The sequence below is a fragment of the Nocardia sp. NPDC050713 genome (assembly GCF_040654315.1).
In the GTDB taxonomy this organism is placed as follows: domain Bacteria; phylum Actinomycetota; class Actinomycetes; order Mycobacteriales; family Mycobacteriaceae; genus Nocardia.
The window spans coordinates 787,198-800,877 of sequence record NZ_JBFAHS010000001.1 but is presented as its reverse complement, the minus strand read 5'-3'; the positions used below and the strand labels follow the sequence as shown (position 1 = coordinate 800,877).

Genomic DNA, 13,680 nt, shown 5'->3' with positions numbered 1-13,680 from the left:
TCGCCCGGCCAATCGCTGCGCGATACGAAGCTATAACTGGGAGAACAGCGTGGACTTCACCAGGGACGAGCGCCAAGACGCCGTCGCCGAAGTAGTAGTGAGTTTGCTGGAGCGCGAATCCGCGCGGGATATGGAGCTGTGGCCGGCGCTCGTCGATTCGGGTCTGCTCTCGGTCGCGCTACCGGAGCAGTTCGGCGGCGACGGCATGGGCCTGCCGGAGATCTCGGTGCTGCTCACCGAGCTGGCCACCGACGCGGTCGCCGTGCCCGCCCTGCCGACACTGGGTATCGGCCTGCTAGCGCTGCTACCCGTCCTGCCCGACGCGCTCGCGGAAAGCATCTGTCCCGAGCTGGCCAAGGGCGCGGTGCTCACCGCGGCGCTCAGCGAGCCGGGTGCGCCCTTCGCCGCGACGCCGAAGACGACCGCGGTCGCCGAGGGGGCCGTCGTGCGCGTCAGCGGGCACAAGATCGCGGTGCCCTACGCCGAGCAGGCGCGCTGGCTGCTGATCCCGACCGATTCCGGCATCGCGCTCGTCGAGGGCGACGCCGCGGGCCTGACCGTCACGCCGTCACCGACCTCGGGCGGTCTGCCCGAGGGCAGCGTCCTGCTGGACAACGTGGAGATCCCCGCCGAGCGGCTGCTTCCCGGTGATCTGGCGCAGCTGCACCGGTTGGCCGTCGCGAGCATCGGCTCGGTCGCCGACGGACTGCTGAAAGGCGCGCTCGTGCTCACGGCCGAGCACCTGCGGGTGCGCAAGCAGTTCGGCAGGCCGCTCGCCGAATTCCAAGCGGTGGCCCAGCAGATCGCCGATCTGTACGTGGTATCCCGCACCCTGCACGCCGCGGCGGTCTCGGCGAACTGGGCGCTCTCGCTGTCCGACGCCGATTCCGCGCACCTCGAGCGCGTCGACGACGACCTCGACGTACTCGCCTATACCGTGACCTCCGAGCTGCCCGCCGCCATGCAGAAGTGTCATCACCTGCACGGAGGCCTCGGCGTCGACGTGACCCATCCGATGCACCGCTACTACTCCCAGGCCAAGGACATCGCCCGCTGGCTCGGCGGCGCGTCGTTCCGCCTGGATCGTCTAGGAGCAAGATGTTCATCGATCTGACCGCCGAGCAGCGCGCGCTGCGCGACGAACTCCGCGCCTACTTCGCCGATCTCGTCACTCCCGAAGAGGAGGCCGAGATGGCGGTGAACCGGCACGGCGACGCCTACCGCGCCGTCGTGCGGCGCATGGGCCGCGACGGCCGGCTCGGGGTCGGCTGGCCGAAGGAATACGGCGGGCAAGGTTTCGGGCCCGTCGAACAGCAGATCTTCTTCAACGAGGCGGTGCGGGCCGATGTGCCGCTGCCGCTGGTGACGCTGCTGACCGTCGGCCCGACCTTGCAGTCCTTCGGCACCGAGGCGCAGAAGAAGAAGTTCCTGCCCGGAATCCTCTCCGGCGACATCCATTTCGCGATCGGCTACTCCGAGCCGGAGGCTGGCACCGACCTGGCCTCGCTGCGCACCAGCGCGGTCCGCGACGCCTCCGGCGACTGGATCGTCAACGGGCAGAAGATCTTCACCACCGGCGCGCACGAGGCCGACTACGTGTGGCTGGCCTGCCGCACCGGTTCCGTGGAATCGCGCCATCGCGGCATCACGATCCTGATCGTGGACACCAAGGACCCCGGCTATTCGTGGACGCCGATCATCACCTGCGACGGCGCCCACCACACCAACGCCACCTATTTCGACAACGTCCGGGTCCCCGCCGACATGCTGGTCGGCGAGGAGAACCGGGGCTGGCGCCTGATCACCACCCAGCTCAATCACGAGCGGGTCAGCCTCGGGCCGTCGGGCAAGATCGAACAGCTCTACGACCGGGTGCGTGACTGGGCGCGTCCGCGCGGGCTGCTCGTCGAGCCCGACGTGCGGCGCTCACTGGGGCGCATGCACGCCATGGTCCGGCTCAACGAACTGCTGAACTGGCAGGTCGCCGCGACCGTAGACGGCGATCAGTCGCAGGTCATCGCCGACGCCTCGGCCACCAAGGTGTTCTCCACCGAATCGCTCCAGGAAGCGGGCCGTCTCGCCGAGGAGCTCGTCGGCCGCCACGGCGATCCGGCCGAGCCCGCCACCGCCGAACTGCTCACCTGGCTGGACCGGCGCACCAAACAGAACCTCGTGGTGACCTTCGGCGGCGGCGTCAACGAGATCATGCGCGAGCTCGTCGCCACCGCCGGATTGAACCTGCCGCGAGTACCCCGATAAAAGAAGGAGCCGCGTCGTGCCGGACACGTCAACGCCGGAAGCGATCGTCGCCGCCGCCGAGAAGATCATCGCGGCGGGCGAGTGCGCGCCGCGCCTCGCGCGCGACCCGGTGAACCAGCCGATGATCAACAACTGGGTCGAGGCCATCGGCGACACCAACCCGATCTACGTCGACGAGGCCGCCGCCCGCGCCGCGGGCCACCCCGGCGTCGTCGCACCGCCCGCCATGGCGCAGGTGTGGACCATGTTCGGGCTCAACGGTGTTCGCCCGTCCGACGACCCGATGGGCGCCACCACCGAACTGCTCGACGAGGCGGGCTTCACCTCGGTGGTCGGCACCAACTGCGAGCAGATCTACCACCGCTACCTGGTGCCCGGGGAACAGGTGAGCGTCACCAGTCGCCTGGAGAGCATCACCGGACCCAAGCGCACCGGGCTCGGCGACGGCTGGTTCGTCACCTTCCGCACTTCGTGGCGGGTGGGTGACGAGCTCGTCACCGAAATGCTGTTCCGCATACTGAAGTTCGCGCCGGGCACAGCCGCCGCCCCGGCGAAGCCGGCGGGGGACCGGGTCAAGCCGCTGGTCTCGTGGGACACCGAATTCTTCTGGGAGGGCACGAAACTCGGCGAACTGCGGATCCAGAAGCTGCCGGACGGCACGTTGCGGCACCCGCCGATCCCCGCCCTGTGGAAGGACAAATCCGAGCCGACCGACTACTTGGTCGCCTCGGGTCACGGCACGGTGTTCAGCTACGTCGTGCATCACGCGCCGAAAGTGCCTGGGCGGCAACTGCCGTTCGTGGTCGCGCTGGTCGAATTGGAGGAGGGCGTGCGCATGCTCGGTGAACTGCGCGGCATCGACCCGGCCGAGGTCGAGGTCGGCCTGCCGGTGCGGGTGGAGTTCGAGAAGCTCGACGACGAGGCCGTGCTGCCGTATTGGACGGTGAACAAATGACGACAGCATCGCGAAGCGATTCAGTGAGGGGTGGTGGCCGGGCGGCGGGTGGACCCGAACCCACCTCCGTGCAGGTCGGCACGACGCTGCCGGAGTTGGCCGTGCACGCCGACCCGACCTTCGTCATCAGCACGGCCCTCGCCACCCGCGATTTCCAGGACGTGCACCACGACAGGGACAAGGCCGTCGCGCGCGGGTCGAAGGACATTTTCGTCAACATCCTCACCGACACCGGCCTGGTGCAGCGTTTCGTCACCGACTGGGCGGGCCCGCGCGCCATCGTGAAGTCGATCGCGCTGCGCCTCGGCGTGCCGCTGTACGCGGGCGACACGCTCACCCTCACCGGCACGGTGAGCGCGGTCGACGGCGACGACATCCACATCGACGTCGTCGGGCGCGACAGCCTGGGCGACCACATCACGGCGAAAGTCGTCATCGCGCTGCGGGGTACCAATGACTGAGCAGAAACTGTCGGGCCGCGCCGCCATCGTCGGCATCGGCGCCACCGACTTCTCCAAGGACTCCGGCCGCAGCGAGCTGCGCTTGGCGGCCGAGGCGGTGACGGCCGCGCTGGCCGACGCGGGCCTCACGCCCGCCGACGTGGACGGCCTGACCACCTTCACCATGGACACCAACACCCAGGCCGCGGTCGCCAGGGCGACGGGGATACCGCAGCTGAAGTTCTTCAGCCACATCGGTTACGGCGGCGGCGCGGCCTGCGCGACCGTGCAGCAGGCGGCCATGGCGGTGGCCACCGGCGTCGCCGACGTGGTTGTCGCCTACCGCGCGTTCAACGAGCGCTCGGTGTCGCGGTTCGGCCAGTTCTCCACGGCGCTGGCCACCGCGCCGACCTCCTCGGGCATCGACGCGGGCTGGTCCTATCCGCACGGGCTCGGCACGCCAGCCGCGCAGGTCGCCATGGTGGCGCGACGCTACATGCACGTCTACGGCGCGACCAGCGAGGACTTCGGCCGAATCGCCGTCGCCGACCGCAAGCACGCCGCGGTGAACCCGGACGCCTTCTTCTACGGCAAGCCGATCACCCTCGAGGACCACCAGAATTCACGCTGGATCGCCGAGCCGCTGCACCTGCTCGACTGCTGCCAGGAGTCCGACGGCGGCGTCGCCATCGTGGTGACCAGCGTCGAGCGGGCCCGCGACCTCCCGCAGCGGCCCGCGGTGATCGTCGGCGCCGCGCAGGGTTCCGGCGCGGACCAGTACGTGATGACCAGCTACTACCGCGACGCCATGACCGGCCTGCCGGAAATGGGTCTCGTCGGCGAACAGCTCTGGGCGCAAAGCGGTTTGGGTCCGCAGGACATGCAGGCCGCGATCCTCTACGACCACTTCACCCCGTTCGTGCTGATGCAGCTCGAGGAGCTCGGGTTCTGCGGTCGCGGCGAGGCCAAGGAGTTCATCGAGGACGGCGCGATCGAACTCGGCGGCAGGCTTCCGCTCAACACGCACGGCGGCCAGCTCGGCGAGGCGTACATCCACGGCATGAACGGCATCGCCGAAGCGGTGCGCCAGATTCGCGGGACCTCGGTCAACCAGGTCGACTCGCTGCGCAACGTGCTGGTCACCGCGGGGACCGGCGTGCCGACCTCCGGTCTGGTATTGAGCGCCAACTGATTTCCGCCGAAAGTGCCCGCGGGTGTCGGCCGTTCGGTCGGCGCCCGCCTCGGCCGGTGCGCGCGGGTGTCGCCCGCCGAGATACCGGTCCCGGTGCGCGTCGATCAGCTGTGGTCGGCGCGTTCCTGTTCGGTGAGCCCGGCAGCCGTGCGGATGGTCGCCGCGCACAGGGCCGGGTCATCGATCATCGGGACGTGCCCGACGGCGGGAATTTCCACATACCGCGCTTCGGGAATTCGGCGCCGTGCGACCGCTCCGTTCACCGAGGGTGGGAAGATGCGGTCCTTCGCCGACCAGGCGAGTGTGATGGGGCATGGCAGCGTGCCCAGGGGCGCGACGCTTTCGGTGGTGCTCAGAATGTCGTAGGCGGCGGAGCAGTCGACGAGATCCTGTACCGCGCCGAGCGCTTGGGTCGCGGTGAGGCGATCACCGTGTACGGCAACATCATTGAAGATCAGTCGGCGGACGACAGCCGAGCGCAGCGGCAGCGGGGCGATCCGGTGTACGGCGTCGGCGAGTCGTTTCGTGCGGCGGAGCTTGCCGGTGGGCGCGGTTTCGTCGGCGGCGCCGGTTGTCCAGAATCCCGCCGGGGAGAGTGCACAGACCGAGCGGGCGCGTCCACGGCGGGCGAGTTCGATGCCCATCCACCCGCCCAGCGAGTTTCCGGCGATGTGCGCCGTGCGTACGCCGCGTTCGTCGAGCAGTTGTTCGGTGACGTCGACGAGATGCTCGATCGTCGCCACGCCCTCGATGCGCGGACCGCCGCGGTGCCCGGCAGCGGTCGGCACGATGAGATCGAACTCGTCGGCGAGCAGCGGAACGACGCTGTCCCAGGCGGCGGCCGACATAGTCACGCCGTGCAACAGCAGCAAGGGATCTTTGTTCACAGGCAGTTTCTCCGACCGCATCGAGGACTCCGGAAAGAGGCCGACACAGCTCTTCGATGCCAGACCACCCGCGAAGTCTGCGGACCGGCAGCGTTCGCTGTCAACAGGTCGGAGCTACCGGTGCGCCTCGTTCGCCGCGGCGCTCGGGCGAGTGCGGGCGCGGCAGTCGTCGGCGCTCGCGTCGGCGTTCGTCTGGGTTGCCGCGGGCCGCGGCGTCGGTGTCCTGCACGCGGTGTCCGGTTGTGCCGCCGCGGTATCGAGCGGCGGTCGCCGCGCGTAGGTTGGAGCGGCATCGTCGCCGCGACGGGAGGAGTCTCATGACCGACCGGCACCTTGTCGACGTCCACATCATGCTCGTCCGCGGCGGCGAGGTGCTGTTGAGCAGGCGGCGCAGCGCCGACGAATTCGACGGGCGCTGGCACCTACCGGCGGGGAAGCTGGAAGCTGGCGAGTCGGCCACGGCGGGCGCGGCCCGCGAGGCGCTGGAGGAGATCGGCGTGGTCGTCGATCCCGCCGACCTCCGCCACATCCACACCGCGCACGTCGTCGGCTCTGGGCGCGAAGCCCGTCTCGGGCTCTTCTTCGAGGCCGTGAATTGGTCCGGCGAACCGGTCAACCGCGAGCCCGACAAGTGCTACGAGCTGGCCTGGTTCGCCTTGACGGCGTTGCCGGGGGATGTCATCGAGTACCCGGCCGCAGGCATCCGCGCCTACTTCACCGGCGCGACTTACTCCCAGCGCGGCTGGCCGGTTTCTCGCCCCTCCGGTCAGCGCGTCGAGCGGACGTCCGCGATCGACGGATTCCGGTTGGCCTACGACCGAGCCGGGGCCGGGACCCCGGTCGTCTTGCTGCACGGGTGGCCGAGCGACAGGACCGAATACCGCGACGTGGTTTCGCTGTTGCCGACGCTGGATGTCGTCGTGCCGGACCTCCGCGGCTTCGGTGCGTCCGACAAGCATCTCGCGGACCCTTCGACTCAGTACAGCGTCGACGCGCAAGCACGCAGCGTCATCGGACTGATCCAAGAACTACAGCTGGACCGGCCGGTGCTGGGCGGGCACGATATCGGCAGCAGGATCGCGGTCGCGGTGGCGCGCTTACGACCGGATCTGATCCGGGAATTGGTGCTGACGCCGCCTCTGCCGGGCATCGGGGAACGGATCCTCTCGGCCGAAGCGCAACGAGAGTTCTGGTACGTGCCGTTCAACCAACTCCGGCTCGCCGACGAACTCATCGATGGCAAGCCCGAGGCCGTACGTGCCTTTCTGCGCCACTTCTGGTCGCACTGGTCCGGACCTGGCTTCGCGCTCGCCGACGATCATCTCGATCACCTCGTCTCGGTGTACTCCCCGCCGGGTGCGTTCACGGCATCGCTGGCTTGGTACCGGGTCGGCACGGGCGGAGTCGCCCGCATCGCCGCCGAACGGGCGCCCGCCCCCGACGAGCGCCTTGCCGTTCCCACCACGGTGCTCTGGCCGGACGACGACGTGTTGTTCCCCAGCGGTTGGGCCGACCGGCTGCCCGATTACTTCACCGAGCTACAGGTCCGCCACGTGCACGCGGGGCACTTCATTCCACTGGAGAATCCCCGAGCCTTCGCCACTGCCATCAACGACGCCGCGAATCGAGGCATCGCCGCTCGACATTCGCCGTGAAGAACTACTGAGTGGCCCCTTCGAGAAGGGCTTCAGCGGCGGAGGTAGGCCGACAGGAGAGTGGTCAGCTGGGTGACGCTGGCGGGGGTGCCCGCGGGCAGAGTGCTGCGGTTGCCCCCGAAGCGGTCGAAGACCGCGCCCTCCAAGACCGCGACGAAGTCGGCGGCGGCGGTATCCGGGTCGGGGAAGTCGTTGGCGCGGAACAGTTCTCGGGCACGTTCGACCGAGAAGAGGCTGTTGGCCAGCCGGGCGTGCAGCTCCGGGTCGCCGATGAGGTCGACGATCAGTGCGTGCCGGGCTATCAGGTGGTCGCGGCGTTCGAGAAGCAGCCGGTCCAACCAGATCGCGATGCCGCGTGCGATGGATGAAAGGTCGGCCGTCTCGGGCGCGTCGAACTTCGCCGAGACGAAATCGCTTCGGGAACGGGCGGATATCCGGTCGGCGATCGCCTCGATCAGCGCGCGTTTGGTGCGGAAGTAGTAAGAGGACGACCCCGGCGGCAGTTCCAGCTCTGTGTCCAGCGCGCGGTGTGTCAGCCCGCGCAGGCCGCGCCGGGCGATGAGCTCGATGGCCGCGTCGACGATCAGGGTGCGCCGGTCGGTTGTGGACATCATCACCTTCTGGGTCGCCTGCCTCGCTGTGCTCTACAACTGTAGAGGACTCTACATCTGTAGAGCGAGGAGGCTGAATGACGATCGAACTCGCTCGAGATCAGCGCGCGGCGGCCGACCGGCTGGCGCGTCTGGTGGACCGGCGCGGCCGCCCGGTCAAGGGTGCGCGCGGCGTCTACCTGCACGGTCGACCCGGCCGCGGCAAGACCATGCTGATGGACCGCTTCCTCGCCACCGTCGACGCCGACCGCGCGAAGCGATACCACTTCCATTGGTTCTTCGCCGAATTGCACAGCACCGCACACGAAACCGGCTCTATCCACACCGCCATCGAGCGGCTGCTCGGCGCCGCGCGGCTGGTCTGCTTCGACGAGTTCCACGTGCACGACATCGGCGACGCCATCCTCGTCGCCCGCATGCTCGATGCCCTCTTCGCCCGCCGCATCGCGCTGGTGCTCACCTCGAACTACCCGCCCGAGCGGCTGCTGCCGAATCCGCTGTTCCACGACCGGTTCGTGCCGACCATCGCGCGCATCGTCGAGCACCTGGACGTGATCTCGGTGGACGGACCCACCGACTACCGCACACTGCGCAAGCGCGACGCCACAAGTGGTTTCGCGGCGGGCCGCTATCTGGTCGTGCCGACCGAGACCGAAGAAGAGAGTCTCGGCGGCCCCGCAAGCGGCGCGGCCGCCGATGCGATCACGGTCTCGGTCGACCATTGCGCTGCCCGCACGGCCGACGCGATTTCGGTTCCGGTCGGTGACCGCACCGCCCCTGCAGCCGTCGCCGTCACCGTCCCCATCGGCGACCGCGCACTTCGAGCCCGCGCCGTCGACGGCGACGCGATCACCCTCGACTTCACCGCACTCTGCGGCACCCCCACCTCGGCCGCCGACTACGTGGACCTGACCCGGCGCTTCCGCCGCTGGACGATCCACAACGTCCCCCGGTTGCGCGAGGTTCCGCCGGACTGGGCAATGCGTCTGGTGAACCTTGTCGACGTCCTCTACGACGCGAATCTGGAACTCACGCTCTGCGCCGCGGCGCCGCTTCCGGAGCTGGTCGACGGCGTGGTCGGCGTTCCGGATATTTCGCGCACCGCCAGCCGCCTCTGTGAGATCTCACAAGCGGTGAACGCCGCGGCTGGGTAGCCGCACTTTGCCCGCCCTACCTGCGACGACTCGTCGGTGACCCGAGTTAAAACGGACATGATCCGAAGTATTCGATTCCCTCCCGAGCGGACCGTTCGGCATGTAACTATGTGGCTGATTCGAGCAGTTCTCAGGTTTGGTGGTAAACGCTGGTGGTCAGGGCGCGAGCGGCGATATCGCGCGTGATCGTGCTGATCACGCTGCTGGCCGTTGCCGCCATCGCGTTGCGCGGGCACATTCCCGGCGCGGTCGAGACCGCCGATCGTCGCTCCGGTCCCTCCGCGCTCGCCTTGGCGCTGATGCCGGTGCTGCTCACGGTCTCGGTGGTGATCCTGCTCGCGGGCGTGATCGCCAGTCAGCACCGGCTGCCGCTCGCCATGCCCGAACCCGATCGCGAGGAGGAGCGCCGCCAATGGCGACTCGGCCGGGTCGGTCTGCTGGTCCTCGCGGCGCTGGCCGGGCTCGCGCTGGTCTTGGCCGCGGCCTCCGCCGTGTTCTTCGTCGGCGTCGGCAGGGAAGTGCAGCCGTCCGAGCCGACGCCCGCCACCGGCGAGGGCGCGCCGCCCGAATATCTCCCGACCACGCCGCCGCCTCAGCCGGGCGGAGCCGAGAGCCTGACCGGAACCAGCTTGGTTCTGACGATCGTGGGCGCGGGCGTCCTGGTCGGTGTCGCGTTGGTCGGTCTGGTGGTGGTGGCCGCGACAGCCCGCCGCAAGCCGGTCGCCGCGCCGCCGCCGGAGACGCCCGCGCCGCCGACCGTCGTCGACTCGCTCGCCAGGGCCGCCGAAATGGGTCTGGCCGCGATGAACGCGCCGGGCCAGGAGCCGCGCACGGCGATCATCGCCTGCTATGTCGCCATGGAGCGTGGCCTCGCCGTCGACCGCGCGGCCGCGCCGCTGGCCTCCGACACCCCGATGGAAGTGCTGGCGCGCGCGTTCGAGCGCGGCGCGCTGCACGACGCGTCCGCCCGCGAGCTGGTCGCGCTCTTCGAGGAGGCCAGGTTCAGCCCGCACTCGATGCTGGAGTGGCAGCGCATGCGCGCCGAGCAGCTGCTGCGCATCGTGCTCGCCGACCTGCAAGGAGAGGTGGTGGTGGCCGGATGAACAGGGCCGGGATCGCGGCCGCCGCGATCGTCGCGGTGGTGGTGCTGGAGCTGGTCGCGTTCGGCAGGGCGCGCGGTGCGATGCTGCTGCTCGCCGCCGTCCCGGTCGCCCTCGCGCTGTTCCAGTTGATTTTGACGTTGCGCGAGCGCGGGAACTCCGACGACGACGACCGCGTCGACGACATCGAGAACGGCCCGCTGGAAATGCTGAACCGCTGGCAGGCGCGGGCCCAGATGCTGGCCGAGCGCGCCGACGGCAGCCGGGCCGACTGGGATCGGCACCTGCGACCGTTGCTCGCCAAAGAATTCGAGTTGTCCACGGGCATGCGGGTAGCCAAGAACCGCAGGGCGACCGAAGCGGCCGGGATTCTGCAGTTCGGACCGGAACTGTGGCGCTGGGTGGATCCGGCGAACTCGGCACTGCGCGATCAGACGACGCGCGCACCGGGCCGGGCGGCGCTGGACGAGATCCTGCGCCGCCTGCAGAGAATGTGAAATGGGTTGAGCGAGTGCGAGTAGACAAATGACGATGCCACTGGACGCGACCGTCCAGCGAACCGAGGCGGTGCTGCGGGAGCTGGGCCGCGTCGTCGTGGGCAAGCGCGACGAATTGCAGCTGATCATGATCGCCGTGCTGTCCGGTGGGCACGTCCTCATCGAGGACCTGCCGGGACTCGGCAAGACGCTGATCGCCAGATCCTTCGCCGCCGCGCTCGGCCTGGACTTCACCCGGGTGCAGTTCACGCCCGACCTGCTGCCCGCCGACCTGCTCGGCTCCACCATCTACGACATGAACTCGGGCCGGTTCAACTTCCGGCGCGGCCCGGTCTTCACCAATGTGCTGCTGGCCGACGAGGTGAACCGCACCCCGCCGAAGACCCAGGCCGCGCTGCTGGAGGCGATGGCGGAGGGCCAGGTCAGCATCGACGGCGAGACCTTCCCGCTGCCGCAGCCGTTCATCGTGCTCGCCACCGACAACCCCATCGAATACGAGGGCACCTACCCGCTGCCCGAGGCCCAGCTGGACCGCTTCGCCATCCAGCTGCGACTGGGCTACCTCTCCGAGCACGACGAGACCCAGATGATTCGCAGACGCCTCGAGCGCGGCGCGACGCCGCCGCAGATCAGTCAGGTGGTGGACGCCAACGGGCTGCTGGAGATGCGGCAGTCGGTCGAGTACGTGACGGTGCATCCCGACGTGGTGGGTTACGTCGTGGCACTGGCGGGCGCGACCCGCGGCCACCCGCAGGTCGAGGTCGGCGCGAGTCCGCGCGCCGAACTGGATCTGGTGCAGATGTCGCGCGCCCGCGCGCTCCTGCTCGGCCGGGACTACGTCATCCCGGAAGACGTGAAGGCGCTGGCGATTCCGGCCATGGCGCACCGGATCACGCTGCGCCCGGAGATGTGGGTGCGCCGGATCCGCGGCGAGGACGTCATCGCCGAACTGCTGCGCCGCCTGCCGGTCCCGCGCGCCACCGTGACATGACCCGGTCAAGGCACCGCGACGCCAGCGCCACCGTCGAGGCCGAATTGCGGTGGCGTCCAGCGCTGTTGGTGTACATGCTGGCCTGCTGCGCGGCGGTGGCGCTGGTGGTCGCGGTCGTCTTCGCGCGGTGGCAGTTGGTGGTCTTCGCCGCGCCGCTGCTCGGCGTGCTCGCGACGGCGCCGTGGCAGCAGTCGCGGACCAGGATCCAGGTCGACGGCGGCGGCACGCTGCGCTGCTTCGAGACCGAGGAGGTGGTGCTCACCGTCGCCGCCTTCGTGGAGGCGGGGCACGCGCTGCTGCGCCTGAAGCCGCAGACGGTGCACGGACTCGGTGTCGAGATCGAGGAGGCGAGCGACTCCGGGGCGGCGCCCGCCGGGCTGCGGCTGGCGCTCTCGGCCGGGCGCTGGGGTCGCTACCCGGTGTCGGTGCGGGTGTCCGCGCTCAGCCCGGCGGGGCTCGCCGTCGCGACGGCGACGCTGCCCGCGGGACAGTTGTTCGTCTACCCAGTGACCGATCCGCAGCGAATGCGCTTGCCGCGCACCGACCTTCCGGAACGGCTCGGCACCCACCTGACCCGCAGGCACGGCCCCGGCGTGGAATACGCCGACATCCGCGCCTACGCGCCGGGCGATCAGCTGCGGATCGTGAACTGGCCGGTCAGCGCGCGGCGCGGGCGCCTCTACGTCACCGAGCGGCTGACCAACCGGTCCGCCGACGTCGTCGTACTCGTCGACACCTCGCAGCAAGCGCCGGGCCCGGCGACCGATTCGCTCGAGCTGTCGGTGCGCGGCGCGGCCCAGGTCGTGCAGTCGACATTGCAGGCGGGCGACCGGACCGCGGTGGTCTGCCTCGGCCAGGGCCCGCGCTGGTTGCGGCCCGACATCGGGCGGCGCCAGTTCTACCGGATCGTCGACACCGTGCTCGACGTGGGCGACGAACACATCCCCACCACCGGCACCCTGGCGCCGCACGCCGCGGTGCCGCTCGGCGCGATCGTGGTGGCGTTCTCCACGCTGCTCGACACCCAGTTCGCGCTGGCGCTGATCGATCTGCGCAAGCGCGGGCACGTCGTCGTGGTGGTGGACGTGTTGCGCGGCACGCCGTTTCGGGACGGACTCGACCAGACGCTCGCGCGCATGTGGCAGCTGGAACGCGCCTCCATGTACCGCGACATGGGCACCGTCGGCGTCGACATCGTGCCGTGGGCGCAGGACGCCAGGCTCGACCAGATCATGCGCCTGCTGCCCGAGCACCGCAGGACAGTGCGGGTGCGCCGATGACCAGATTCCTCGCCGTCCTCGCCGGCGTCCTGCTCGTCACGTCGGTTCTGCTGATGTCGCCGCTCGCGGCCCTGCCCGCGCTGATCCTGACGGCGGCGGGCTGGTGGTTCCGTCCCGCCGCGGTCGCCGCCGTGCTCGTCGCGATCGGCGCGCTCGCCTGGGCGGACACCGGCGTGCTCGCCGCGGCCGCAACGGGTTTGGTGGCCACCACCTACCTGCTGAACGCCGCGACCGTGACCGCGCCGATCGGCGTCGTGCCCACCACGCTGCCCTCGGTCGTCGGCGCGGTAGGTTTCGCCGCCTGCGCGGTAGGCGCGGCGCTCCTGCCGCTACGTCTGGCCTGGGCTCCCGCGGTCGCGCCGGTCGTCGTAATCGTGTTGTACGCCTTGGTGATCCAGGGCCTCGGCCCGCGCCGCAGCCGCCCGGAGGCAATGGTCGGCCCGCCCTCGAGTTAGGCCCTGTCTCGAAGTCCCATCCGGCGCCTCCGCGGCCCAGATCGCCGCCTGGCCGCGTTGTCGTCGTCACCGATACAGCCCCTGGTAGCGGCTCCTCCTCCGCCTTGCCAGGCGACGATCTGAGCCACGATGCATTCGGCCGGACTTCGCGACAGGGCCTAGCCCGCGCCACGCCGTGTGGTCAGCAGCCCGTCCGCGCCGCGA

14 protein-coding genes are annotated in these 13,680 nt (G+C 69.8%); 12 read left to right on the top strand and 2 right to left on the bottom strand.

Features of this window, described 5'->3' with window-relative positions; all coding sequences use genetic code 11:
* Window positions 1–49: 49 nt before the first annotated feature.
* Genes AB0H49_RS03195 through AB0H49_RS03175 form a run of 5 tightly spaced genes read left to right on the top strand, consistent with a single transcriptional unit; the run spans window position 50 to window position 4,846 of the window.
* On the top strand, window positions 50–1,114 hold the full coding sequence (locus AB0H49_RS03195; RefSeq protein WP_357246525.1) for an acyl-CoA dehydrogenase family protein: 1,065 nt from the start codon (window positions 50–52) through the stop codon (window positions 1,112–1,114).
* Window positions 1,099–2,259, top strand: coding sequence for an acyl-CoA dehydrogenase family protein (locus AB0H49_RS03190; protein WP_355000436.1), 1,161 nt, complete (start codon window positions 1,099–1,101; stop codon window positions 2,257–2,259). The genes AB0H49_RS03195 and AB0H49_RS03190 overlap by 16 nt, the downstream gene beginning before the upstream one ends.
* A 16-nt stretch (window positions 2,260–2,275) precedes the next feature.
* On the top strand, window positions 2,276–3,214 hold the full coding sequence (locus tag AB0H49_RS03185) for an OB-fold domain-containing protein (RefSeq protein ID WP_355000435.1): 939 nt from the start codon (window positions 2,276–2,278) through the stop codon (window positions 3,212–3,214).
* Window positions 3,211–3,675 (top strand): MaoC family dehydratase, encoded by a 465-nt coding sequence (locus AB0H49_RS03180; protein WP_357246520.1) that lies wholly within the window; start codon window positions 3,211–3,213, stop codon window positions 3,673–3,675. The genes AB0H49_RS03185 and AB0H49_RS03180 overlap by 4 nt, the downstream gene beginning before the upstream one ends.
* Entirely contained in the window at window positions 3,668–4,846 is a 1,179-nt protein-coding gene (locus tag AB0H49_RS03175; protein WP_357246518.1) for a lipid-transfer protein, read from the top strand. Before AB0H49_RS03180 ends, AB0H49_RS03175 begins: the two co-directional genes overlap by 8 nt.
* A gap of 104 nt (window positions 4,847–4,950) precedes the next feature.
* On the opposite strand, the gene AB0H49_RS03170 is transcribed toward AB0H49_RS03175, so the two are convergent.
* On the bottom strand, window positions 4,951–5,733 hold the full coding sequence (locus AB0H49_RS03170; protein ID WP_357246515.1) for an alpha/beta hydrolase: 783 nt from the start codon (window positions 5,731–5,733) through the stop codon (window positions 4,951–4,953).
* Between the two features lie 317 nt (window positions 5,734–6,050).
* Between AB0H49_RS03170 and AB0H49_RS03165 the strand changes: the two genes are divergently transcribed.
* Window positions 6,051–7,388 carry an alpha/beta fold hydrolase gene (locus AB0H49_RS03165; RefSeq protein WP_357246512.1) on the top strand — a complete coding sequence of 446 codons (1,338 nt, stop codon included), beginning with the start codon at window positions 6,051–6,053 and terminating at the stop codon, window positions 7,386–7,388.
* Window positions 7,389–7,420: 32 nt separating this feature from the next.
* On the opposite strand, the gene AB0H49_RS03160 is transcribed toward AB0H49_RS03165, so the two are convergent.
* Window positions 7,421–7,999 carry a TetR family transcriptional regulator gene (locus tag AB0H49_RS03160; RefSeq protein WP_357246509.1) on the bottom strand — a complete coding sequence of 193 codons (579 nt, stop codon included), beginning with the start codon at window positions 7,997–7,999 and terminating at the stop codon, window positions 7,421–7,423.
* Between the two features lie 77 nt (window positions 8,000–8,076).
* On the opposite strand from AB0H49_RS03160, the gene zapE reads away from it, so the two are divergent.
* The 6 genes from zapE (at window position 8,077) to AB0H49_RS03130 (ending at window position 13,476) form a co-directional block, all read left to right on the top strand.
* A complete protein-coding gene (gene zapE / locus AB0H49_RS03155) occupies window positions 8,077–9,153 on the top strand; it encodes a cell division protein ZapE (RefSeq protein ID WP_357246506.1) in 1,077 nt (358 codons plus the stop codon).
* 152 nt (window positions 9,154–9,305) lie between these two features.
* Window positions 9,306–10,256 (top strand): DUF4129 domain-containing protein, encoded by a 951-nt coding sequence (locus tag AB0H49_RS03150; RefSeq protein ID WP_357246503.1) that lies wholly within the window; start codon window positions 9,306–9,308, stop codon window positions 10,254–10,256.
* Entirely contained in the window at window positions 10,253–10,750 is a 498-nt protein-coding gene (locus AB0H49_RS03145) for a hypothetical protein (RefSeq protein WP_357246500.1), read from the top strand. Before AB0H49_RS03150 ends, AB0H49_RS03145 begins: the two co-directional genes overlap by 4 nt.
* 28 nt (window positions 10,751–10,778) lie before the next feature.
* Window positions 10,779–11,741, top strand: coding sequence for a MoxR family ATPase (locus AB0H49_RS03140; protein WP_355000427.1), 963 nt, complete (start codon window positions 10,779–10,781; stop codon window positions 11,739–11,741).
* Complete coding sequence (locus AB0H49_RS03135) at window positions 11,738–13,021, top strand: DUF58 domain-containing protein (protein WP_357246496.1); 1,284 nt, start codon at window positions 11,738–11,740, stop codon at window positions 13,019–13,021. The genes AB0H49_RS03140 and AB0H49_RS03135 overlap by 4 nt, the downstream gene beginning before the upstream one ends.
* The gene (locus AB0H49_RS03130; RefSeq protein ID WP_357246493.1) at window positions 13,018–13,476 is read left to right on the top strand and encodes a hypothetical protein; all 459 of its coding nucleotides are present in this window, start codon (window positions 13,018–13,020) and stop codon (window positions 13,474–13,476) included. The genes AB0H49_RS03135 and AB0H49_RS03130 overlap by 4 nt, the downstream gene beginning before the upstream one ends.
* The last annotated feature ends 204 nt before the right edge of the window (window positions 13,477–13,680 follow it).